The organism is Terrabacter sp. P5_B1, assembly GCF_056400505.1.
On the sequence record NZ_JBFULD010000022.1, the window covers coordinates 1 to 22,123 of the forward strand.

The 22,123-nt window shown below is 69.1% G+C and carries 17 protein-coding genes, 3 tRNA genes and 1 pseudogene; 15 read left to right on the forward strand and 6 right to left on the reverse strand.

Features of this window, described 5'->3' with window-relative positions:
- Positions 1-209 precede the first annotated feature (209 nt).
- Together AC1DP0_RS03140 and rpmG are read left to right on the forward strand one after the other, a co-directional pair.
- Entirely contained in the window at positions 210-1,145 is a 936-nt protein-coding gene (locus tag AC1DP0_RS03140; RefSeq protein WP_478082436.1) for an ABC transporter substrate-binding protein, read from the forward strand.
- A gap of 166 nt (positions 1,146-1,311) precedes the next feature.
- On the forward strand, positions 1,312-1,479 hold the full coding sequence (gene rpmG, locus AC1DP0_RS03145) for a 50S ribosomal protein L33 (protein WP_020143871.1): 168 nt from the start codon (positions 1,312-1,314) through the stop codon (positions 1,477-1,479).
- A 92-nt stretch (positions 1,480-1,571) separates the two neighbouring features.
- Here the strand turns inward: rpmG and AC1DP0_RS03150 are convergent, their stop codons facing one another.
- Positions 1,572-2,318 carry a hypothetical protein gene (locus tag AC1DP0_RS03150; RefSeq protein ID WP_478082437.1) on the reverse strand — a complete coding sequence of 249 codons (747 nt, stop codon included), beginning with the start codon at positions 2,316-2,318 and terminating at the stop codon, positions 1,572-1,574.
- A 90-nt stretch (positions 2,319-2,408) separates the two neighbouring features.
- Here AC1DP0_RS03150 and AC1DP0_RS03155 point away from each other — a divergent pair.
- A pseudogene (locus AC1DP0_RS03155) lies at positions 2,409-2,638 on the forward strand (aldehyde dehydrogenase family protein); the annotation flags it as partial.
- 95 nt (positions 2,639-2,733) lie between these two features.
- Here the strand turns inward: AC1DP0_RS03155 and AC1DP0_RS03160 are convergent.
- Positions 2,734-3,468, reverse strand: coding sequence for a transporter substrate-binding domain-containing protein (locus AC1DP0_RS03160; RefSeq protein WP_478082438.1), 735 nt, complete (start codon positions 3,466-3,468; stop codon positions 2,734-2,736).
- A gap of 66 nt (positions 3,469-3,534) precedes the next feature.
- Between AC1DP0_RS03160 and AC1DP0_RS03165 the strand changes: the two genes are divergently transcribed.
- Positions 3,535-4,569: a M4 family metallopeptidase gene (locus AC1DP0_RS03165; RefSeq protein ID WP_478082439.1), complete on the forward strand. Its 1,035-nt coding sequence runs from the start codon at positions 3,535-3,537 to the stop codon at positions 4,567-4,569.
- A gap of 125 nt (positions 4,570-4,694) precedes the next feature.
- Here AC1DP0_RS03165 and AC1DP0_RS03170 read toward each other — a convergent pair whose 3' ends face one another.
- The gene (locus tag AC1DP0_RS03170; protein WP_478082440.1) at positions 4,695-7,043 is read right to left on the reverse strand and encodes a (Fe-S)-binding protein; all 2,349 of its coding nucleotides are present in this window, start codon (positions 7,041-7,043) and stop codon (positions 4,695-4,697) included.
- Between the two features lie 250 nt (positions 7,044-7,293).
- Here AC1DP0_RS03170 and cysK point away from each other — a divergent pair, with 250 nt between their 5' ends.
- The 5 genes from cysK to AC1DP0_RS03195 all read left to right on the forward strand — a co-directional run bounded on the left by cysK (position 7,294) and on the right by AC1DP0_RS03195 (position 10,985).
- Complete coding sequence (cysK, locus tag AC1DP0_RS03175) at positions 7,294-8,223, forward strand: cysteine synthase A (protein WP_478082441.1); 930 nt, start codon at positions 7,294-7,296, stop codon at positions 8,221-8,223.
- Between the two features lie 36 nt (positions 8,224-8,259).
- Positions 8,260-8,958: a serine O-acetyltransferase gene (gene cysE / locus AC1DP0_RS03180; protein ID WP_478082442.1), complete on the forward strand. Its 699-nt coding sequence runs from the start codon at positions 8,260-8,262 to the stop codon at positions 8,956-8,958.
- Positions 8,959-9,046: 88 nt separating this feature from the next.
- Positions 9,047-9,137, forward strand: a tRNA-Ser gene (locus tag AC1DP0_RS03185).
- 434 nt (positions 9,138-9,571) lie between these two features.
- Positions 9,572-10,555: a dihydropteroate synthase gene (folP, locus tag AC1DP0_RS03190; protein ID WP_478082443.1), complete on the forward strand. Its 984-nt coding sequence runs from the start codon at positions 9,572-9,574 to the stop codon at positions 10,553-10,555.
- Between the two features lie 226 nt (positions 10,556-10,781).
- Complete coding sequence (locus AC1DP0_RS03195; RefSeq protein WP_030200907.1) at positions 10,782-10,985, forward strand: cold-shock protein; 204 nt, start codon at positions 10,782-10,784, stop codon at positions 10,983-10,985.
- A 118-nt stretch (positions 10,986-11,103) separates the two neighbouring features.
- On the opposite strand, the gene AC1DP0_RS03200 is transcribed toward AC1DP0_RS03195, so the two are convergent.
- Entirely contained in the window at positions 11,104-12,645 is a 1,542-nt protein-coding gene (locus tag AC1DP0_RS03200) for an LCP family protein (protein ID WP_478082444.1), read from the reverse strand.
- A gap of 190 nt (positions 12,646-12,835) precedes the next feature.
- Here AC1DP0_RS03200 and AC1DP0_RS03205 point away from each other — a divergent pair.
- Positions 12,836-12,922, forward strand: a tRNA-Ser gene (locus AC1DP0_RS03205).
- A gap of 61 nt (positions 12,923-12,983) precedes the next feature.
- On the opposite strand, the gene AC1DP0_RS03210 is transcribed toward AC1DP0_RS03205, so the two are convergent.
- Entirely contained in the window at positions 12,984-13,490 is a 507-nt protein-coding gene (locus tag AC1DP0_RS03210; protein WP_478082445.1) for a DUF6328 family protein, read from the reverse strand.
- Positions 13,491-13,618: 128 nt separating this feature from the next.
- Entirely contained in the window at positions 13,619-15,463 is a 1,845-nt protein-coding gene (locus AC1DP0_RS03215; protein WP_478082446.1) for a phosphoenolpyruvate carboxykinase (GTP), read from the reverse strand.
- Between the two features lie 419 nt (positions 15,464-15,882).
- Here AC1DP0_RS03215 and AC1DP0_RS03220 point away from each other — a divergent pair.
- From AC1DP0_RS03220 to argS, 5 genes are all read left to right on the forward strand, one after another.
- Positions 15,883-15,955 (forward strand) — tRNA-Arg (locus tag AC1DP0_RS03220).
- A 245-nt stretch (positions 15,956-16,200) separates the two neighbouring features.
- Entirely contained in the window at positions 16,201-17,055 is an 855-nt protein-coding gene (locus AC1DP0_RS03225) for an alpha/beta fold hydrolase (RefSeq protein WP_478082447.1), read from the forward strand.
- A gap of 124 nt (positions 17,056-17,179) precedes the next feature.
- Entirely contained in the window at positions 17,180-18,823 is a 1,644-nt protein-coding gene (locus AC1DP0_RS03230; protein WP_478082448.1) for an AMP-binding protein, read from the forward strand.
- A gap of 68 nt (positions 18,824-18,891) precedes the next feature.
- Entirely contained in the window at positions 18,892-20,145 is a 1,254-nt protein-coding gene (locus tag AC1DP0_RS03235; protein ID WP_478082449.1) for a sunset domain-containing protein, read from the forward strand.
- A gap of 142 nt (positions 20,146-20,287) precedes the next feature.
- On the forward strand, positions 20,288-22,048 hold the full coding sequence (gene argS / locus AC1DP0_RS03240; RefSeq protein WP_478082450.1) for an arginine--tRNA ligase: 1,761 nt from the start codon (positions 20,288-20,290) through the stop codon (positions 22,046-22,048).
- Positions 22,049-22,123 lie beyond the last annotated feature (75 nt).

A 22,123-nucleotide genomic window follows, 5' to 3' on the forward strand; every position in this document is an offset into this window, starting at 1 on the left:
GTCTCACCGGGAATCTCCGGCAGGGGACCGCGTGTTGCTCGTTCACGCACTCGAAACGCCCATCCCCACACCGAACCACCCTCTGGCGGCGCTGACCGTCCGGACGGCGACGCGCGGCAGGCCGCCGTCGTCGGCGCCGGCGGCACCGGCAGTTCCGGACCCATGGAGGCGACCGCCGCCACGGGCACCCCATCCGAAAGGGACCGAACATGACACGCACGCGCTTCCTCGCCGCGGGCCTGCTGCTCGCCGCTGTCGTGCCGCTGGCCGCTTGCGGTGGCGGCGGTAACCCGCTCGACACTTCGTCCGCCGCCCCCGGCGGGTCCACCGCGGGTGGCTCGACCGCCGCGGCCGGCTCCGTCAAGGTGGGGTCCGCCGACTTCCCCGAGGCGGCACTCCTCGGCGAGATCTACGCCCAGGCCCTGGAGGCCAAGGGCATGAAGGTCGCCCGGCAGTTCAACATCGGCAGCCGTGAGACCTATCTCAAGGCCATCACCGGCGGCGAGGTCGACGTGCTGCCCGAGTACACCGGTTCGCTGCTCAACTTCTACGACAAGAGCGCCAGCGTCACCAAGCCGGACGAGGTCTACTCCGAGCTGCAGAAGAAGCTGCCGCAGGGGCTCACCGTCCTGGACAAGTCCGCCGCCGAGGACAAGAACTCGCTCGTCGTCACCAAGGACACGGCCGGCCAGTGGTCGCTCAAGGCGATCCCCGACCTGGCCGCGCACCAGGGCGACCTCACGATCGGCGCCCCGCCGGAGTTCAAGACCCGTCAGCAGGGTCTCGTCGGCCTGAAGTCGGTCTACAACATCACGCCCCAGGAGTTCCGACCGCTGCAGAGCCAGGCGACGGTCGAGGCGCTGAAGAACGGCCAGGTCAAGGCCGCCAACATCTTCAGCACCGACCCGTCCATCGCGGCCAACGGCTTCGTCGTCCTCGAGGACCCGAAGAGTCTCTTCGGCTCCGACAACGTCGTGCCGCTCGTCCGTTCCGAGAAGGCCGACAGCCTCAAGTCGGTCCTCAACGCCGTCTCGGCCAAGCTCGACACCACGTCGCTCGCCGACATGGTCAAGCAGGTCGTCGTCGACAAGAAGGACGCGAGCGCGGTCGCCAAGACGTGGGTCGCGGGCGCCGGGCTCGCCTGATCCGACGCGGCTCGTCCGGCAGGAGCACGAAGGCCCCGCGTTGGCTGCGGGGCCTTCGTCACCCCGCTCACGGGCAGTCTTGCTGCTGGTCGGGAATGACACAGTGTCGATAACGGTTCTCATTCCTGTCGCGAATCGTCGTGACATCGAGACCCGAGGAGCACTCATGGCCAAGCGCACCGACCTGCGCCCTGTCGTCACCCTTCGTTCGACCGCCGGCACCGGCTACAGCTACGTGACCCGGAAGAACCGGCGCAGCAACCCGGACCGCATGGTCCTGCGCAAGTTCGACCCTGTCGCCCGCGAGCACGTCGACTTCCGCGAGACCCGCTGACCTCACCGAGGCCGGAGGTCGTGGGTCGCAGGACACGGATCGGCCCCGGACGCTGCCGTCCGGGGCCAGATCGTCGTGCCGTCGTACGTTCGTCAGCGGGCGAGCGTCCGTGGCTGCTGGTCGGCGGGCGCGCTGGGTGGTGACGTGCTGACGGGCGCGGTGGTCGGCGCCGTGTCGGGCGTTCCCYAGGGGACGACAACCGGAGCGAGAGGCGCGAAGGCCGCGACGACGTCGATGCCGTCGCGAAGGAGTTTGACGAGTCGCTCCTCGGGGTCGTCGACGCAGGCACGCGCGATGCCGTCGACGGCCAGCGCGACGACCTTGGCCGCGTTCGACGGACGCACTGCCGCAGCATTGAAGCCCATGCGTGCCAGATGGATGCGTGCCCAGCGCTCCGCCGCCGGCGCGGTCGCGAGGGCGGCCCGGGACGCCTGTGACAGGCGTCCGGCCGAGCTGCCGTCCTGCTCGGCGAGGACGCCCTCTGCGTTGAGGATCRCCAGGGCCATGACGTTCTGACGCTCCTCTGCGGAGATGGGCAGGGCCGCGCGCGCCGTCGTCAGGACGAGCGCCGTGGCGACGCGGGGGTCGTGCGGATTGAGGCCCACCACCTCGGGGATCATCGTCACGAGACGCTGCCGGTGAGTCTCGTCGAGCATGTCGTTGACGCAGCGAGCGAGCGTGGCGAGCACCGGGTGGGTGCACTCCGGATGGTCGCTCCAGCGTTCACCGGCGAGGAACGAGGCCATCTCCATGAAGCAGGCGCCCTTGCGAGGGCTGCGGTGGCGGCCGCGTGACAGCACCGGCACGCCGTCGGGCACGAAGGGGGCTCGTCGTGACATCGTCGCTCCTCGGACTTTCCCTCGAGATCCTGCGCGGATTCCTTCATGGTGCGCCTCAATCCGCCGCTTCGCCACCCCTTCTGTCCAACCCGGCACGGCTTCACGATGTTTGCCCTCACCCAGGGCGAGGTCTGCACGTGCCCGTCGCTGCGCTGGGGCAGAGCTCGATCCACTCCGACTTCGTGCCGGACGCCGTGGACCGCGTCGAGAAGATCAAGCAGGGCAACCCGCTCGACACCGAGACGACGACGGGTGCCCAGGCGAGCAACGACCAGCTCGAGAAGATCCTGTCCTGCCTCGACATCGGCCGTCAGGAGGGCCATCTCACCGTCGACGTCGTGATGGGCCGGGGGAGTGGCCTCTTAGTCGAGGCGCCCGGGGGCGTGCGGTTCCACCTCCACGCCTGCGTATGCCGTCAGGCCGGTGGCGCTGCCACCTCACGTCGCTGTCCGGACCGCTCCAGGGCGTCGGCGACGAAGCCGCTCGCCTTGAGCTCCTCGACGAGGTCGCGCAGGAAGGCGACCGTCTCGGGCAACCGGGCGCGGGTCGTGCCGACAGCCTGCCGGATCTGCATGAAGGCGCCGTCGACGACCCGGAGGCCCCCGTGAGACTCGGCGAAGGCGGCCACGGGCTCGCGGATCCCGGCCCCCGCCTCGAGGGCCTCGGCGAGAAAGACGTCGACACCCTCGTCGCCGCGGACGAGCTCGGCGTGCACGAGGGTGCGGGAGAGGTGAAGGTCGTAGGCCGACCCCGTCTTGACGCCGATCCGCACGCCCTCGACGTCGACGTCGACGTCGGCGACGCTGCGCAGAGGCGAGTCGTCGGGCACGACATAGACGCCCTCGATGAGCACGTAGGGCTCGGTGAACGCGACCTCCGCCTCGCGCGCCGGGTCGATGGCGAGGAAGCAGATGTCGGCCGCACCGGTCGCCATCGCTTCGTAGGACCGGCGGGCCGCGCCGAAGCAGAGCAGCTCAACGGGCACGCTGAGGCGCTCGCCGACGGCGCGCGCGATGTCGACCGTGACGCCCCGGGGCTCCTCCGGAGTGCCTTGCGCGAGAACGGGGTTGCCAAGGTTGATGGACGCGCGTAGGACACCGGTGGGTGCGAGGTCTGCGAGGACGTGGGTCGGCAGGGCGCTGGGGGTCACAGGGGAAGGCTAGGCCAGCGGCCAGAAAGTCTGGTGCGACCCGCGCGCCCGCGCAAGAGTGTGTCCATGTCACGCAGAATCCACACGTGGGGCGTCGCCGCGGTCGCGTCGCTCGCCATTGCCGGCGTCACCCTGCCGGCTCAGGGCGCACCATCGCCCTTCGACCACACGGCAACGGGCACCGTGTTCCTGACGAACCCGGTCCAGGACCTCGGCAACGAGACGCTCACCGACCAGAAGGACGTCGACTACCCGGCGCTCGCGGCGGCATACCACCGGGTGACGCTCACCGACCTCGACGGTTCCGGCACGCTCACCGGTGCCTACGTGCGCGTCAAGAGCTCGACCGGCAAGGCCGCGGTCAGCGTGGCGGGCGCGTTCCCGGCCTATCACCGCGACGCCGACCAGTTCGAGCAGGTCATGGGCTACCACTGGGTGACGACCGCCCAGACCTACCTGCAGCACCTGGGCTTCGGCTCGACCTTGCGGCCGGTCAACCAGCGGCAGATCGAGGTGCGCATCGACCAGTACGGCGGCGACAACTCGTTCTTCCGCGACGACAAGGCCAACATCACGCTCGGCAAGGGTGGCGTCGACGACGGCGAGGACGCCGAGGTCATCGTCCACGAGTACGGCCACTCGGTGCAGGACGGGCAGGTGCCCGGCTTCGGCACCAACCTCGAGTCCGGCGCCATCGGCGAGGCCTTCGGTGACTACCTCGCCGTCGTCGTGACGAGCTGGGCCGCCGGCACCCCGACGAAGACGCCCGAGGCCTGCGTCGCCGACTGGGACTCCGTCTCCTACACGAGCACCGTGCCGCACTGCCTCCGCCGTCTCGACGGCACCAAGCACTACCCGGAGGACGTCATCGGCGAGGTCCACGCCGACGGCGAGATCTGGTCGCGGGCGCTGTGGGACATCCGTGGTGCGCTCGGCGACACCAGGGCGAGCACCCTCATCGTCGAGGCGCAGTTCGCCTTCGCGCAGGACACCTCGTTCCGCGACGCGGCCACGGCCACCGTCGCTGCTGCGCAACGGCTCTACGGCACCTCCGCCTCCCGGGCCGTGACGCGAGCGTTCCAGGCGCGCGGCATCCTCTGAGCCTCGCAGCCGCTTCGCGCCCGCACGGACAGGAGGACCCTCCCGCGCCCGGGAGGGTCCTCCTCGTGTCCTCGTGTCCTCGTGTCCTCGTGTCGTATGCCGTCTCGCCGGGTCGGGCGGTCTGGTCAGGCGGTGGGTGCGGGCTCCGGGTCGGGCTGGGGCGTGGGCGTCTCGGCCTCGATCGGCTCGCCGCCCTCGTTGCCGCGGCGGACGGCCGCGAGGAGCATCTGCGCGACGTCGACGACCTCGACGGCGTCGGTGGCCTTGCCGTCCTGGATGGCGGCGTTGAGCCMGTCGGAGAGCATGACCTTGCAGAAGGGGCAGCCGACGGCGATGCGCTCGGCGCCGGTGGCGAGGGCCTCCTCGGTGCGGTTGTTGTTGATCCGGGTGCCGAGCTTCTCCTCCATCCACATGCGGGCGCCGCCGGCGCCGCAGCAGAAGGACTTCTCCTTGGAGCGCTCCATCTCGGCGTACTCGACGCCGGGCAGGATCTGGAGCAGCTCGCGGGGCGGTGCGTAGACCTGGTTGTGCCGACCGAGGTAGCACGGGTCGTGGTAGGTCACCTTGGCGCCGGTCGAGGCGGCCCCGGTGAGCGTGCCCGCCGACGACGCCTCACCCGGGCGGGCGACGGGCGTCAGGCGCTTCTCGCGGACGAGCCGGTTCAGCAGCTGGGTGTGGTGCAGCACCTCGTACTGCCCACCGAGCTGCGGGTACTCGTTCTTGATCGTGTTGAAGCAGTGGGCGCAGGTGACGACGATCTTCGTCGCACCGACCTCGTTGAGGGTCTCGACGTTCTGTTGCGCGAGCATCTGGAAGAGGAACTCGTTGCCGGCGCGGCGGGCGGAGTCACCGGTGCAGGCCTCGCCGTCACCCAGCACGGCGAAGCTGACGCCCGCGGTGTCGAGCAGCTCCGCGACGGCGCGGGTCGTCTTCTTGGCGCGGTCCTCGTAGGCACCGGCGCAGCCGACCCAGAAGAGGTAGTCGACCTCGTTCAGGTCCTCGACGTCCTGGCCGACCTGCTTGACCTCGAACGGGAGGTCCTTGGCCCAGTCCATCCGCAGCCGCGGCGCGAGGCCCCACGGGTTGGAGTTCTTCTCGAGGTTCTTGAAGAGGCCGCCCAGCTCGGCGGGGAAGGCCGCCTCGATGAGGTTCTTGTAGCGGCGCAGGTCGACGATGGCGTCGACGTGCTCGATGTCGACGGGGCACTGCTCGACGCACGCGCCACACGTCGTGCACGACCAGAGGACGTCCTCGTCGATGACGGCGTCGGGACCGTGCGGGTTGTAGGCCGTCAGCGGATGACGGATGTCGTAGCCGGTCTCGCCGACGAGCTGCTCCGTGGCGACGGCGCCCCTGGTGGCGTCGTTGAAGCCCTCGGCCGCGTCGATTCCGCCGGCCCGGACCTCCTCCGAGGCGAGCAGCCACGGCGACTTGGCGTGCGCGTGGTCGCGCAGCGTCATGACGAGGAGCTTGGGGCTGAGCGGCTTGTCGGTGTTCCAGGCCGGGCACTGGCTCTGGCAGCGACCGCACTCGGTGCACGTCGTGAAGTCGAGCAGGCCCTTCCACGTGAAGTCCTCGACCTTGCCGACGCCGAGCGCCGCGTCCTCGTCGAGCTCGTCGACGTTCTCGAAGTCGAGGACCTCGCCGCCCACCCGGATCGGCTGGAGCTCGCCGAGGCTCGTGCGGCCGTCGGCGTGGCGCTTGAAGAAGATGTTGAAGAAGGCGAGGAAGCGGTGCCAGGCGACGCCCATCGTCGGTTGCAGGGCGATGGTGATCATCCACGCGAAGCTGATGAGGATCTTGATCGCGGCGATGACGACGATGAGGTTCTCGATGGCGCCGATCGACAGGCCGGTGAAGAAGTTGCCGATCCAGCCGGTGAGCGGGAAGTRCAGGGCGTTGTCCATGCCCGTGCCGGTCTTGCGGGCCAGGGTCCACTCKAGGGCACGGAGCAGGCCGATGCAGAGGGTGACGCCGAGGATCGTCAGCTCGACGTAGTACGCCTGCCACCAGGTGGATCCGAAGAACCGGCTGCGGCGGCCGTCCTCGCCCGCGGCCGAGCGCGGGTGGTTCTTCTGCCGGATCGCCATCAGCACGACGATCGAGATGAACCCCGCGGAGGCGAAGAAGTCGGTGACCCACTCGTAGAGGAAGAAGTGGCCGATGACCGGCAGGACGAAGTCCGGCGCGAAGAGCTGCCCGAAGGCGCCCAGGAGGGTGAAGAAGAGGATGCCGAAGCTGACCATCGTGAACCAGTGCGCGACCGCCACGACCGGCAGGCGCGACATGCGCGTGTGGCCGAGGAACTCGCGCAGCAGGGTCCGGGTGCGGGCTCCCTTGTCGTCACCGCGGTCCTCGGGCTGCCCGAGCCGGAAGGTGGCGAGGAAGTGGTTGACCGTCTTGACGAGCAGGGCGACGGCCACGGCGGTCACGCCGAGGCAGAGGACGACGGCGACGATCTGGAGCGCACTCATGCCGGGGAGTCTACTGACGAGTTAGCAAGCGCTTAGTGAATGTGACGGCCGTCGCGCCGTGACGCTCGTCCCCCTCGTCCCGGTGATGGGCGCGCACGGCGGGGGCCCGCGGGACGGCATACGCCCGGATCATGGGCGCCACTGGCATCAGATAACGAGGTGTTGGAATATGTATAAGGAGAGCCCGGTTGTCGATGACGACCCGGGTCGCCAGACCGTCCCGCCGCACTCAGCCGAAAGGTCCACTGCAATGCCGATCTACGACGACGTGACCAAGCTGATCGGCAACACGCCGCTCGTGCGCCTCAACAAGGTCACGGATGGAGCGCAGGCGACCGTTGCCGCCAAGCTCGAGTTCTACAACCCCGCCAACTCCGTCAAGGACCGCATCGGGGTCGCGATCATCGACGCGGCCGAGGCGAGCGGCGAGCTCAAGCCCGGCGGCACGATCGTCGAGGCGACGTCCGGCAACACCGGCATCGCGCTCGCCATGGTCGGCGCAGCCCGCGGCTACACGGTCGTGCTGACGATGCCGGAGTCGATGAGCAAGGAGCGCCGCGCGCTGCTGCGTGCCTTCGGCGCCGAGCTCGTCCTGACCGACCCGTCCACCGGCATGAAGGGCGCGGTCGCCAAGGCCGACGAGATCGCCGCCGAGCGTGGTGGGGTGCTCGCGCGCCAGTTCGCCAACGAGGCCAACCCCGAGATCCACCGCAAGACCACGGCGGAGGAGATCTGGAAGGACACCGACGGCGAGGTCGACATCGTCGTCGCCGGCATCGGCACGGGCGGCACCATCACCGGCATCGGCCAGGTGCTCAAGGCCCGCAAGCCCGGCGTGCAGATCATCGCCGTCGAGCCGGAGGAGTCCGCGATCCTCAACGGCGGCCAGCCCGGCCCTCACAAGATCCAGGGCATCGGCGCCAACTTCGTGCCGGAGATCCTCGACACCGAGATCTACGACGAGGTCATCGACATCAACGCCGAGACGTCGGTGAAGTGGGCCCGGCGCGCCGCGACCGAGGAGGGTCTGCTCGTCGGCATCAGCTCCGGCGCCGCCATCGCGGCCGCCGTCCAGGTCGCGCAGCGCGAGGAGAACCGGGGCAAGACGATCGTCGTCATCATCCCCTCGTTCGGCGAGCGCTACCTGTCCACCATCCTCTTCGAGGGTCTCGTCGACTGACCGTCGTTGCACACCAGCACCCCGAGGAGTTCGCGCATGAGCACCGCACCACAGATCGACCACGGGCCGAGGCCGGCCGAGAAGCCGCTGACGCTCGTGCGCGGTGACGCCGGGGACGAGCCGGTCGCCTCCGACGAGCGTTCGTATGCCGGCCCGTTCGGTCTCGTGCGCAAGCTGGCAGACCGGGCGCTCGAGGATGTCGACCGTGCCATCGCGCGTGACCCGGCCGCGAACTCCCGGCTCGAGCTGGTGCTGACGTCGCCGGGCCTGCACGCCGTCTGGGCGCACCGGGGCCTGCACGAGCTGTGGAAGCAGCCGGGGGGCCGGCTGCCGGCGCGAGTGCTCGCCACGGTTGCGCGCTCCGTCACTGGCGTCGAGATCCATCCCGGAGCCCGGATCGGACGAAGGTTCTTCATCGACCACGGCATGGGCGTCGTCATCGGCGAGACCGCCGAGGTGGGCGACGACGTCATGCTCTACCACGGCGTCACGCTCGGAGGCCGGTCGCTGCAGCACGTCAAGCGCCACCCCACGGTCGGCAACCGCGTCACCATCGGTGCCGGCGCGCGCGTGCTCGGGGCGATCCGGATCGGCGACGACGTCCAGATCGGGGCGAACTCCGTCGTCGTCAAGGACGTGCCGGCAGGTGCGGTGGCGACCGGCATACCGGCAGTGGTCCGCTTCCCGAAGCGCGACGCCACCAACCAGTGGCTCGACCCCGCCATCTACATCTGAGCCGCCGCCGCGCGGTGTGCTGTGGGTGCCCGTCCGCGGGGTGTGCGGTTTCTGGCCGCGGCCGGCCCGGATAGACTCCCCGGACACTGGAGGGCTCGCATAGTGGCCGAGTGCGGCGGTCTTGAAAACCGCTATGGGTTCATAGCCCATCGTGGGTTCGAATCCCACGCCCTCCGCCACGTGCGCCGTCGGGCGCGGGCATGAAAAAAGGGGCTCCGGAGATCCGGAGTCCCTTTCGTTCTCATGCGCTGGTCTCGCGAGGAGTCCAGCGTGCACGCGCTGTCAGAGCAGGCCGAGCCGCTCCTCGAACGTCGTGCTGGAGTTGTACTGACCGACCCGCACTGACGTGGACGGACGGTTCATGGCCGCGAACAACGACACGATGTACGACATCTCTGTATTCAGTTTCCTTGTGGTTGAGCCCTGTTCGTGCATGGGTGAAGGGCTCGGTGGTCGACTGTCATTGCGGGACGGCCAGGACCGGCAGACACCCCCACCCGAGCTCCGGATCACGCAGGGGACAAAGGGGTTGTCTGCACCGCAATCGTAACAGTTCCGCATCCATGCTCCGTACCGTCGTTGACCTTTGGGCGACGCCGTGAGATAGGACAGTGTGACCAGACAGCCCGGCTCGGAACCCACGCCCGAAACCGCCGACATCCTCAGTGGGCTGGCTCCGCTCGCGCTGCCGTCCGCCAGCCCGCTCGTCTTGCGCGGCAAGCGTTTCGACTCCGCGACGCCGGCGGTCATGGCGATCGTCAACCGAACCCGTGACTCCTTCTTCAGTGGCAACCGGCACGCTGACCTCGAGTCGGCCAAGGCGGCCCTCGTCGACGCGGTGGAGCTCGGCGCAGACCTCATCGACGTGGGCGGTGTCAGGGCCGGCCAGGAGGGTGAGGTCGTCGATGCCTACGAGGAGATCCGCCGCGTCGTCCCCTTCCTCCAGTGGGCTCGTTCGGAGCACCCGGACGTCCTCCTGAGCCTCGACACCTGGCGTTCGGAGGTCGCCCGGGAGGCCGACGGCGTCGTGGACCTCGTGAACGACACGTGGGCCGGGCACGACCCCGACCTCGTCCACGTCGCGGCCGACCTCGGCGCCGGCTACGTCGTCTCACATACCGGCGGACTGCCGCCGCGCACCGACCCCGTGGACGTCACCTACGGCGACGACCCTCTCGACGTCGTGCGGGACGTGGTGCGCACCCTGGCGCACGGCGCCCACGCGGCGGAGCAGGCCGGCATACCTCGGGAACGGATCCTCGTGGACCCGACGCTCGACTTCGGCAAGACCACGGCGCACTCCCTCGAGGTGCTGCGCCACACGGCTGACGTCGTGGCGCTGAAATTGCCTGTGCTGCAGGCGATGTCGCGCAAGGACTTCGTCGGAGAGGCGCTCGACCTGCCCGCCGAGGAACGCCTCGAGGGGTCGCTCGCGGCCACCGCTGTCGCGGCCTGGTTGGGAGCCACGGTCTTCCGCGCGCACGACGTGCGGGCGACCCGTCGGGTGGTCGACATGGTCGCGACGATCCGTGGGGACAGACGACCCCGACTGGCGTTGCGAGGCACCCGGCGTGACGCCGGGGAGAACGGCTCCTGAACGCCCAGAAGATGCTGTCATCTGACGGGCCGACGGGCCGGTATTCTGCTAGGTTCGTCGCGGTTGCAGTTGCAGTTCCTCGTCGTCGAGCAGGGCCCGTCATCCGCAACGATGACGGGATTTCTTTTCGGCATCGGTGGGTTCGCCCGCCGAGTGGGGTCGAAGCGGCAGCTTGGGATGCGCGAGGTGCGTTGTCCCACACGCTAAAGAAGGAAGAGTTACCCGTATGGCACAGGGCACCGTCAAGTGGTTCAACGCTGAAAAGGGCTTCGGCTTCATCGCCCAGGACGGCGGCGGCCCCGACGTTTTCGTCCACTACTCGGCCATCCAGTCGAACGGCTACCGTTCGCTGGAAGAGGCACAGCGAGTCGAGTTCGAGGTCACGCAGGGTCCCAAGGGCCCGCAGGCCGACGCAGTTCGCCCGCTCTGATCGATAGGGATCAACAGCAACGAGCGACACCCAGACGTCGTTTGTGACAAAGCCCCCGGCCATCGGCCGGGGGCTTTGTTGTGACCAGACGGCTGACCTCAGGTCAGCCCATCGATCGTCAGCACTCGTCGTACGGCGTTGTCGTCGGTGACGGGGTGCTCGTCGGCGACGGGGTGCTCGTCGGCGCCTTCGTCGCGGTCGATGTCGACGGGCTGTCCGCCTTCGGTTCCGCGATGCCCTTCTGGATGAAGGCGTGGATCTGGTCGTAGTTGGGCCTGACCGAGTCGAAGCCCGGGATCTGAGTCAGTGCGAGGCTGTTGATCTTGCCGCTCTTCTGAACCCGCTCGATGAGGTCGACGAACGCGGGAAGGTTCTGTGCCGGGATGTCGGTGTAGATGTTGTCGCGAGCGATGCGGGCGAGCTCCGGGTATTTGGCGACCATCTGCGCAGGGTCGACCTGCTTGACGACGGCCTGCACGACGCAGCGTTGGCGCGCCTGGCGGTACGTGTCGCTGTCGGCGGCCCGGGTGCGGGCGTACCAGAGCGCCAGGTTGCCACTCAGGTGCCGGCGACCGGGATCGAAGTACCCGCTCTCGCCGACGACGCCCCCGTTGCCGTCGCTGTGGCCGCCGATCGGCAGCTTGGTCCCGAAGCCACTCAGCTTGACGTTGATCGTGACGCCGCCCATGGCGTCGATGAGCTGCGAGAACCCCTTCAGGTCAACGACGACGGTGTGGTCGATCTTGAGCCCGAGCGCTTCGGAGATGACGTTACGCGTCTCGTCGCGGCCGGGAACCGCACCTGTGTACGTGCCCGGGTGGTCCTGCCGGTACTGGTCGACCTCCGTCCATACGGCGTTGAGCATGCATTGGTCGTTCGGGTCCTTCTGCTCCCTGAAGCACACCGGCAGCCCGTACGTGCCGCTCGGGTAGAGGCCGCGCAACGGGCTGGACTTCGGCAGCGGCACCCGCTGCAGGTTGCGAGGCAGCGAGATGAGCGCGGTACGGCCGCTCTTCGAGTCGATGCTCGCGACGATCATCGAGTCGGTGCGTGTCCCCGTTCGGCCCACGCCCGCATCGGAGCCGAGCAGCAGGATGTTCACCCGTGCCTGGTCGGCCCAGGGGTCGTCGCCCTCTGCCACCTGCGCCCCGACGCCGGGCTTGACGGGCGTGCTGCCGAAGACCTGTGCCACCGTCGTCCGCGTGATGCTGGCGTACTCGGCGAACTTGAAGGACGACGCCGCGACGAGGAAGACCATGAGCGTGGTGAACGCGGCAAGGGCGCGCGTCCGTCCCTTGTCCAGACGAGTCGGCCGCGACTGGACCGCGGTGAGGATGATGGACCCGCACCAGAGGATGCCGACCACGACGAAGGTGATGGTGATGGCCTGCAGCACTGCGGGTCGTGCGACGACCGACAGCGCAGCATTCGTCAGGCCGTTGCGCATCGCGTAGTAGGCGCCGGCACTGAGGACGAGGATGGCGACGACGAGTATCGCCCAGCCGATCTTGCGACTCCGGGTCTGGGTCAGGCCGGCGCCGGGCACGACCGTGCCGAGAGCGGTGAGGCCCAGGGCGCGACGGAAACCCGACCTCAGCTCAGGTCGAAGTGCCTCGCGGGTCGGGGGCGCAGCCGGACCTCGCGTGTTCGGTTGGGTCATGGAGTCCTTTCTCGCCGACCCGTCCGCACGAGTCGCCTGCACATTGTGCCTCGCCAACCTGATATGCACTGCATCCTGCTGGGTAAGGCACGCCATTCACAGGACCCCGGTTTGGGTCGGGCGCGTCGGTGCCGGTAGCCTGTGCTCGCCCGTCCATCCGCCGCCGCTTCGGCGACGTCGTCGCGGGCACGGAGGCGTCGCATAGTGGCCTAGTGCGCCCGCCTGCTAAGCGGGTTGAGGATAAAACCTCTCGCGGGTTCAAATCCCGCCGCCTCCGCCGACGAAGAAGGACCCCCGACCCGCTGTGCGTCGGGGGTCCTTCCGTCTCTCCGGACGGGTCAGCCGGCGGAGGAGCCGTCGGCGTCCTCACGGCTGCGCCGGCGGCGCTGCGTCAACGGGAGCACCACCCAGAGGGCGAACGCGAGCAGCGCGAGCGACCCGCCGATCCAGAAGGCGGTCGTGTGCGAGAGCAGGACGTCGAGCACCAGCACCACCCCGCCGATGATGCCGACACCGAGGAAGAAGAGCCCGGTCCCGATGAGGGTGTCGGTGTGCCGGACGACGAAGTCCTTGAGCCCTTCACGGAAGAGCATCCGGTGCATCGCGACGGGCGTCATGAACACGAGCGTGCTGATCGCGATGGACACCAGCGTGACGACGTAGATGCCGCGCTGCGGGCCGGTGAGCGCCGAGAAGCGCTGCTGGAAGGGGATGGTCAGCAAGAAGGCGAAGAGGATCTGCACGCCCGCCTGGGCGATGCGCACCTCCTGCAGCTGCTSGCCGAAGTTGCGGTCAAGCCGCTCGGCCTCCGACTCCTCGCGCCGGTAGGAGTGTGCGTCGCTCATGGCCCACATGTACCCCACGGACCCCGCTGAGCGACAGTGGGCGTATGACGGAGGGCCCGGCACCGTGAGGTGCCGGGCCCTGCATCACGTCGTCCGCCGCCCGCCGGCCAGCAGGGGCGGACCGGACCTCACTGACCGCTGAGGCGGGCCTTGAGACCGTCGAGCTCGGCCCACAGCTCCGCGGGGAGCTGGTCGCCGAACTTGTCGAACCACTCCTGGATGAGGGGCAGCTCCTTCTCCCAGTCGGCCGCGTCGACCTTGACGGCCTTGGCGACCTGCTCGGGCGTCATGTCGAGCCCGTCGATGTCGAGGGAGCCCTCGGTCGGCACGAACCCGATCGGGGTCTCCACGGCATCGGCGTCGCCGTCGAGGCGCTCGATGACCCACTTGAGGACGCGGCTGTTCTCGCCGAACCCGGGCCACAGGAAGGAACCGTCCTCCTCGTCGCGACGGAACCAGTTGACGCCGAAGATGCGGGGGAGCTTGGAGGCGTCCGCGCTCTTGCCGATCTCGAGCCAGTGGTTCATGTAGTCGCCGGCGTGGTAGCCGATGAAGGGCAGCATCGCCATCGGGTCGCGGCGGACGACGCCGACGGCGCCGGTCGCGGCTGCGGTGGTCTCCGAGGAGAGCGTCGCGCCGATGAAGGTGCCGTGCTGCCAGTCGCGCGACTCGTAGACGAGGGGCACGGTCGTCTTGCGGCGGCCGCCGAAGAGGATCGCGTCGATCGGCACGCCGTTGGGGTTGTCGTACTCCGGGGCGATCATCGGGCACTGCTTGGCGGGCGTGCAGAAGCGGCTGTTCGGGTGGGCCGCCTTGGTGCCCGCCTCGCCGTCGGCCGGCGTCCACTCGTTGCCGAGCCAGTCGGTGAGGTGGGCCGGCGGCTCGTCCGTCATGCCCTCCCACCAGACGTCGCCGTCGTCGGTCAGGGCCACGTTGGTGAAGACCGAGTTGCCCTTCTCGATGGTGGCCATCGCGTTCGGGTTGGTCGACTCGCCGGTGCCGGGGGCGACGCCGAAGAGACCGAACTCCGGGTTGACGGCGTAGAGCCGGCCGTCCTCACCGAAGCGCATCCAGGCGATGTCGTCGCCGACCATCTCGGCCTTCCAGCCGGGCACGGTGGGTGTGATCATCGCGAGGTTCGTCTTGCCACAGGCCGAGGGGAACGCGGCCGCGACATAGTGGACGGACCCCTTCGGCGAGGTGAGCTTGAGGATGAGCATGTGCTCGGCCATCCAGCCCTCGTCACGGGCGACCGCCGAGGCGATGCGCAGCGCGTAGCACTTCTTGCCGAGGAGGGCGTTGCCGCCGTAGCCGGAGCCGTAGCTCCAGATGGTGCGCTCCTCGGGGAAGTGGACGATGTACTTCGTGTCGGAGCACGGCCACGCGACGTCGGCCTGGCCCTCGGCGAGCGGGGCGCCGACCGAGTGGAGGGCGGGGACGTACCTCGCGTCCGTCTCCTCGATCTTGTGCAGCACCGAGTCGCCGCAGCGGGCCATGACGAGCATCGAGACCACGACGTAGGCCGAGTCGGTGATCTCGACACCGAACATCGGGACCGTGGCGTCGAGGTGGCCCATGACGAACGGGATGACGAACATCGTGCGGCCGTGCATGCTGCCCCGGTAGAGCTCGGTCATCCGAGCCTTCATCTCGTCCGGCGCCATCCAGTTGTTGGTGGGCCCGGCGTCCTTCTCGTCGACGGAGCAGATGTAGGTCCGGTCCTCGACGCGTGCGACGTCGGTCGGGTCGCTCGCGCAGTAGAAGGAGTTCGGCTTCCTGCTCTCGTCGAGCCGCACGAACGTGCCGGCCTCGACGAGCTGGTCGGTCAGCTCGGTCCACTCTTCGGGGGAGCCGGTGATCCAGCGGATGTCGCGCGGCTGCGTCAGCTCGGCGACCTGCTCGACCCATGCGGCCAGTCCCGCGTGCGTCGTGTGTGTCTGTTTCTCGTGGGTCGTGGTCAACTCGGGGCCCATCCCTTCGCGCGCGGTGCCGCCCGGCACCACGTCGTGCCGGTGTGAAGCTGCTCCCCACGTGGATCCTGGGCGGGCCCGGATCGGGCTGCAGGTGTCCACATGCTGAACAGATGACGTGATGACTTCAAGGTACGCGTCACCGCGAGCGCCTTTGGCCGCAAGCAGGGGGGAGAGCGGTGAGACGGCTCACACCGCCTGGGGACCGCAAGAAATACGACGATGGCCTGTCGGTTTCTTGCAGTAATTTCAGTACTCATCCGTAGGTCCATGCGGCGAGCGGACACCTCGGTCACCCCCCGAGGGCGTATGCCGGGTGCGACCATCCGGACGCCGGTGCCGACGGCTCGCGGGTGACGATTTCGTGGATGCGGACCCGAGGCGCTAAGGTAACTTTTCGTTCCTCCCAGTGGCGGAACGACGCACCCGTAGCTCAACGGATAGAGCATCTGACTACGGATCAGAAGGTTTGGGGTTCGAATCCCTACGGGTGCACTCTGTGTTGAGACAGAACACCACACCCCGATCGGTTCCCGGTCGGGGTGTCGTGCTGTCCGGCCTGCTCGAGGGTCCTGTCCGACGGTGCCGTTCATCCTGCGGGGGTGAGGCTGCGACGTTTGGCCGTCGGCACGATGAGGGCATGACGACGAGGACGACGACGTGACCGGCGAGGGCGCGGACGACGCCGCCGCCGCCCGCCCCGGGCCGACGGCCGCGCGAGCCAGGACAGGGCTGACGTCATGAGCGCGCTGACCGAACGCTGGACGACGGTCGGGGACGTCCGGGTCTTCTACCGGGAGTCCACCGGTCCTGCCGGTGCGGCGCCGATGATGCACCTGCACGGCTTCGGTTTGTCGGGCCGCTACCTGCTTCCCACGGCCGAGCGCCTGGCGGGGGAGTTCCACACCCTCGTCCCCGACCTGCCCGGCTTCGGCCGCAGCGGGAGGTCGCGCGAGCCCCTTGGAGTGACCGAGCTCGCCCACGCCGCCGCAGCCTTCCTCGACGACCGATCCGTGCCGAAGGTGACCCTGGTCGGCAACTCCATGGGATGCGCGGTGATCTGCGAGTTCGCACACCTCTACCCCGAACGCCTCGAGCGCGCCGTGCTCGTCGCGCCGGCCGGGGGTCTCCACAACCAACCGCTGCACCGGGCCGTCCGGCAGCTGGCTCGTGACGGCATACGGGAACCCGTGCAGCTCCTGCCGGTGGCGGTCCCCGACTACCTCCGGTTCGGTGTGCCCAGCACGATGCGGATGTTCCGGGCGCTCACGCGCTACCCGGCGCTCGACCGCCTGCTGGCGTTGGCAATCCCCACCCTCGTCGTGGTCGGCAGCGCCGACCCCCTGATGCCCGCGCCGCCCCGGATCCAGCAGATCGCGGGACGGACCGACAACCACGTGCTGCTCGTGGTGATCCACGGCGCGGCGCACGCCATCAACTTCAGCCATCCGGCTGAGCTCGCGAACGTCATTCGACAGTTCATGGCGGACCGGCCGATCCGCGACGACCCCGACTCGCCGGGCGACGCGCGCTCCTACGAGATCCACCGCGGCGTCCATGTGCCTCCGCTGACCGCGACCGAAGGGCCGGTCTGACCCGGCGACGTCCGGCGCCGTGGTGTGAGTTCGCTCCACTTCCGGTCGGGCGGCTTGTGCGCGCTGGTCCGTCGGAGTTGGGTGTGGATGAGACCGTCCACCGCCCCACGCCCGGAGGCCACCGATGACCGCCGCACCATCCGTCACCCCCGACCCGACCTTCTCGCACACCCGCGGCGAGACCGACACCCCACTGCTCGAGACGACCATCGGCGACAACTTCGACGCCACGGCCCTACGGTTCGGCGAGCGCGAGGCCCTCGTCGACGTCGCCCAGGGCAAGCGGTGGACGTATGCCGAGCTGCAGGCCGACGTCGACCGGCTCGCTCGCGCTCTGCTGGCCATCGGGGTCGAGACGGGTGACCGGGTCGGGATCTGGGCGCCGAACTGCTCGGAGTGGACGCTCGTGCAGTACGCGACCGCCAAGATCGGCGCCATCCTCGTCAACATCAACCCCAGCTACCGGTCGCACGAGCTGCAGTACGTCCTGAACCAGGCCGGCATCCGCTTCCTCTTCGCCGTCGAGCAGTTCAGGTCGAGCAGCTACGCCGAGATGGTCGAGGAGGTCCGGTCCGAGTGCCCGGCCCTGGAGCAGTGGATCTACTTCGGCACCGAGGGGTGGCAGGCCACCCTGGACCAGGCGGAGCGCGTCAGCGCGAGCGAGCTGGCCGGCATACAAGCGCGGCTGAAGAACACTGACCCGATCAACATCCAGTACACGTCGGGCACCACGGGGTTCCCCAAGGGGGCGACGCTCAGCCACCGCAACATCCTCAACAACGGCTACTTCGTCGGTGAGCTCTGCGACTACACCGAGGCCGACCGGGTCTGCATCCCCGTGCCCTTCTACCACTGCTTCGGCATGGTCATGGGCAACCTCGCGTGCACCACGCACGGCGCCTGCATGGTCATCCCGGCGCCCGGATTCGATCCGGCCGCGACCCTGCGCGCCACGCAGGACGAGAAGGTCACCTCGCTCTACGGGGTGCCGACCATGTTCATCGCCGAGTGGAACCTGCCGGACTTCGCCGACTATGACCTGTCGACGGTGCGGACCGGCATCATGGCCGGGTCCCCGTGTCCCGCAGAGCTGATGAAGAAGCTCATCGCGTCCGGCATCGAGGAGATGACGATCTGCTACGGCATGACCGAGACGTCACCGGTGTCGACGCAGAACCGCACCGACGACAGCTTCGACCAGAAGGTCGGCACCGTCGGCCGGGTCGGACCGCACCTCGAGATCAAGATCGTGGATCCCCTGACGGGAGAGACGGTTCCGCGCGGCACGGCCGGGGAGTTCCTGACCAGGGGCTACTCGGTGATGCTCGGCTACTGGGAGCAGCCCGACAAGACCGCCGAGGCCATCGAGGACGGCTGGATGCACACCGGCGACATCGGCGTCATGCACGAGGACGGCTACGTCGAGATCACCGGGCGCATCAAGGACATGGTCATCCGCGGCGGCGAGAACGTCTACCCGCGCGAGATCGAGGAGTTCCTCTACACGCACCCCGACATCCTCGATGCCCAGGTCATCGGCGTCCCGGACGAGAAGTACGGCGAGGAGCTGTGCGCCTGGGTCCGCATGAAGGACGGCGCCACGCCGCTCACGGCCGAGTCCCTGCGCCAGTTCTGCGCCGGGCAGCTCGCCCACTACAAGATCCCGCGCTACGTCGAGATCGTCGACGAGTTCCCGATGACGGTGACCGGCAAGATCCGCAAGGTCGAGATGCGAGAGACCACGGCGAAGAAGCTCGGACTCGGCTGACGGGGCTCGAGCGCAGTAGGTTTCGGGGGACGTGGTCGCGAGGACCCGTAATCCGTGAGGGGAATGGCATGTCCGACACAGGCAAGACGGTGCTGTGGGTCGTGGTGGCGGTCGTCGTCATCGCCGTGATCATCTGGTTGTTCGTCTCGGCGGCTCGGCGCCGCGAGGCCGAGGTGCGCCGTCTCGAGGCGGGCAACCTCCGGGCCCGGGTCCCGGAGCGACTGCCACAGGTGCAGCGCACCGAGGACCGCGCGTCGGTGACCGCCGCGGTGGCTGCCGACGCCGAGCGTCGGGCCGCTGACGCCGAGCGTCGGGCCGCTGACGCCGAGCGTCAGGCTGTCGAGGCCCGTCGCCTCGAGGAGCAGGCCCAGCAGCACCGCGCCACCGCCGAGTCCGCCCGCCGGTCGGGTCAGGAGTCGCCGGGTGTCGGTGCCACGGCGTTCACGAACGACGACGACGAGGACGACCTCGCCGACGCCGAGAACCCCTTCGCGCCGCCCACCGACGCCGAGGCCACCACCGTCCCGGCGGGTGAGGGAACGGACCTCGCGAGCGCCGCGGACCTCGACACCGATGCACACACAGCCGACGAGTCGTCGTACGCGTCCGAGGAGCCCGAGGTCACCGAGCTCACGGGAGGATCGTCCGGTGGCTCAGTGGGTACAGGGACTGCACCGGATCAGTTCCCTGATGAAAGGCGCACCGCCGTGAGCGACCAGTCCTCCAGCGACATCGACGACACGTCCGTGCAGGTCCCGGCGCCGCCCGTGGCCGACGCGGACGAGCCGAAGCAGGTCGAGGTGCCGGCCCTGGCCGACCGGGCCGACGTCCTGGCCGAAGGCGGCACCCCGGCCAACGACCCCGGCGACCACCGTGGCCAGGCCTGGGCGACCACGCCCGGCGACCGCGGCCTCGACGACGCGACCGGTGATGAYGACGCTGCCGACGAGGGGCTGGACGTCGACATGGCCCCGCACTCCCACGAGAGTGACGAGGACGAGGAGCTGGCCGAGCCGGCTAGCACCGACACCAACGACAGCGGCAGGAACGGCGCCACCGACACCGCCGGGTCGACCGACGACGCGACGTCCGGCCGCCGGATGTCCGGTTTCGACGAGGTCGTCGACGGCGGTTTCGGTCTGGGCTCGGCCGCACCCATCGCCGACGGCGCGCAGCCGCTCGGCCACGCGGTCAAGGGCAGGCGTGAGGGCACGACCTTCCTCGGCCCCGACGACCCCGGTTATGACGACGCCGAGCCCGACGTGTGGTTCTACAACGAGGAGGCGGCCCGCCGCGCGGGCTTCCGCCGCGAGGGGGAGTGACCTCGCCCTGACGGGTCGAGTCACAGCAGGCTGAGTGGCCACGTGCACGCGGTGTACGTGGCCACTGCCGTGTCCGGGAGCGGCCCTGGCCCACCGGGAAACGGTGGCGCGGGCACCCCACTGGCGCAAATAGACTTCCGGCATGGTTTCCCCGCTCGTCGCGCTCACGCCCAAGGTCCAGTCCGCGATCGCCACCGCCCTCGGTGACGACTTCCGCGAGGCCGACCCGGTGCTGCGTCCGTCGCAGTTCGCCGACGTGCAGGTCAACGCCGCGCTCGCACTGGCCAAGAAGGTCGGTATGCCGCCGCGCGAGGTCGCGGCCAGGATCGTCGACGCCCTCGACCTCGACGGCGTGTGCGACTCCGTCGAGGTCAGCGGCCCCGGCTTCATCAACCTCACGTTCTCCGACGCGTGGATCGCCGGGCTGCTGCAGGACGTCGCGGCGGACGAGCGCGCCGGTGTCGAGCTCCAGCCGACCCAGAACATCCCGATCGACTACTCCGCGCCCAACGTCGCCAAGGAGATGCACGTCGGGCACCTGCGTACGACGGTCGTCGGCGACTCGATCGCTCGCACCCTCGAGCACCTGGGACACAACGTCATCCGGCAGAACCACATCGGTGACTGGGGCACGCCGTTCGGAATGCTCATCGAGCACCTGCTCGAGGTCGGGGAGGGCTCGGACGAGGCCGGTCTCCTGGTCACCGACCCGAACGCCTTCTACCAGGCCGCCCGGGTCAAGTTCGACACCGCCGAGAAGGCCGAACCTGTCGGCAGCGCAGGGGACTTCAACGTGCGGGCCCGCTCGCGGGTCGTGCTCCTGCAGGCAGGGGACGCTGAGACCCTGCGGCTCTGGAACGAGCTCGTCGACCTCTCCAAGGTCTACTTCAACAAGCTCTACTCGACCTTGGGCGTGACGCTGACTGACCTGCACCTCGCGGGCGAGTCGATGTACAACGACGCCCTCCCCGGCATCTGCGAGGAGCTCGAGTCCCGGGGCATCGCCGAGGTGTCAGACGGGGCGCTGTGTGTCTTCCTCGACGGCTACACCGGCCGCGAGGGCAAGCCGGTGCCGCTCATCATTCGTAAGTCCGATGGTGGATACGGTTATGCCACAACGGATCTCGCGACCATCAAGTACCGCGTGCACGACCTCGGCGCCCACCGCGTGCTCTACGTCATCGGGGCGCCGCAGTCGCTGCACCTCAACATGGTCTGGGACACCGCCCGCAAGGCCGGCTGGCTGCCCGACGACGTCGTGCCCGTCCACGTGCAGATCGGCAACGTGCTCGGGGAGGACCGCAAGATCCTCAAGACGCGCTCGGGTGCGCCGTTGCGGCTCATGGCGCTCCTGGACGAGGCCATCGAGAAGGCACGCGCTGTCATCGACGAGACGCGGCCCGACCTCGACGACTCCATCCGTGCGACCATCGCCAGGCAGATCGGGATCGGGGCCGTGAAGTACGCCGACCTGTCCGTCGCGCACGACAGCGAGTACGTCTTCGACCTCGACCGCATGGTCGCGCTCACCGGCAACACGGGCCCCTACCTGCAGTACGTCGTGGCCCGGATCCGGTCGATCTTCCGCCAGGTCGGGCTCGACCCGGCGGCCCAGCACGCCGACATCTCCCTCGGGGAGCCGCACGAGCGCGCCCTCGCCACGCACCTGCTCGGTTTCGGCGCGGTCGTGGCCGAGGTCGGCGACACCAACGAGCCGCACCGGCTGGCCGGCTACCTGTTCGAGCTGGCCCAGGCGTTCTCGGCGTTCTACGAGAACTGCCCGGTGCTCAAGGCCGAGCGCGACGAGGTCAGGGAGTCGCGCCTGACGCTGTGCGCCCTCGTCCTCCGGGTCATGACGACCGGCCTCGACCTGCTGGGACTGGAGTCGCCCGAGCAGATGTGACCGGCTTGGTGCGCTCGCTGATCGTGCTGCAGATGGAGTCACCGATGGTGCGGCGTCCGGTGGGGTGATCACCCC

Excerpts from the sequence above, each read along its gene's own strand:
- AC1DP0_RS03140 (WP_478082436.1), top strand. The coding sequence starts at position 210 with ATGACACGCACGCGCTTCCTCGCCGCGGGCCTGCTGCTCGCCGCTGTC.
- rpmG (WP_020143871.1), top strand. The coding sequence starts at position 1,312 with ATGGCCAAGCGCACCGACCTGCGCCCTGTCGTCACCCTTCGTTCGACC.
- AC1DP0_RS03165 (WP_478082439.1), top strand. The coding sequence starts at position 3,535 with ATGTCACGCAGAATCCACACGTGGGGCGTCGCCGCGGTCGCGTCGCTC.
- cysK (WP_478082441.1), top strand. The coding sequence starts at position 7,294 with ATGCCGATCTACGACGACGTGACCAAGCTGATCGGCAACACGCCGCTC.
- cysE (WP_478082442.1), top strand. The coding sequence starts at position 8,260 with ATGAGCACCGCACCACAGATCGACCACGGGCCGAGGCCGGCCGAGAAG.
- AC1DP0_RS03195 (WP_030200907.1), top strand. The coding sequence starts at position 10,782 with ATGGCACAGGGCACCGTCAAGTGGTTCAACGCTGAAAAGGGCTTCGGC.
- AC1DP0_RS03200 (WP_478082444.1), bottom strand. The coding sequence starts at position 12,645 with ATGACCCAACCGAACACGCGAGGTCCGGCTGCGCCCCCGACCCGCGAG.
- AC1DP0_RS03215 (WP_478082446.1), bottom strand. The coding sequence starts at position 15,463 with ATGGGCCCCGAGTTGACCACGACCCACGAGAAACAGACACACACGACG.
- AC1DP0_RS03225 (WP_478082447.1), top strand. The coding sequence starts at position 16,201 with ATGAGCGCGCTGACCGAACGCTGGACGACGGTCGGGGACGTCCGGGTC.
- AC1DP0_RS03230 (WP_478082448.1), top strand. The coding sequence starts at position 17,180 with ATGACCGCCGCACCATCCGTCACCCCCGACCCGACCTTCTCGCACACC.
- argS (WP_478082450.1), top strand. The coding sequence starts at position 20,288 with ATGGTTTCCCCGCTCGTCGCGCTCACGCCCAAGGTCCAGTCCGCGATC.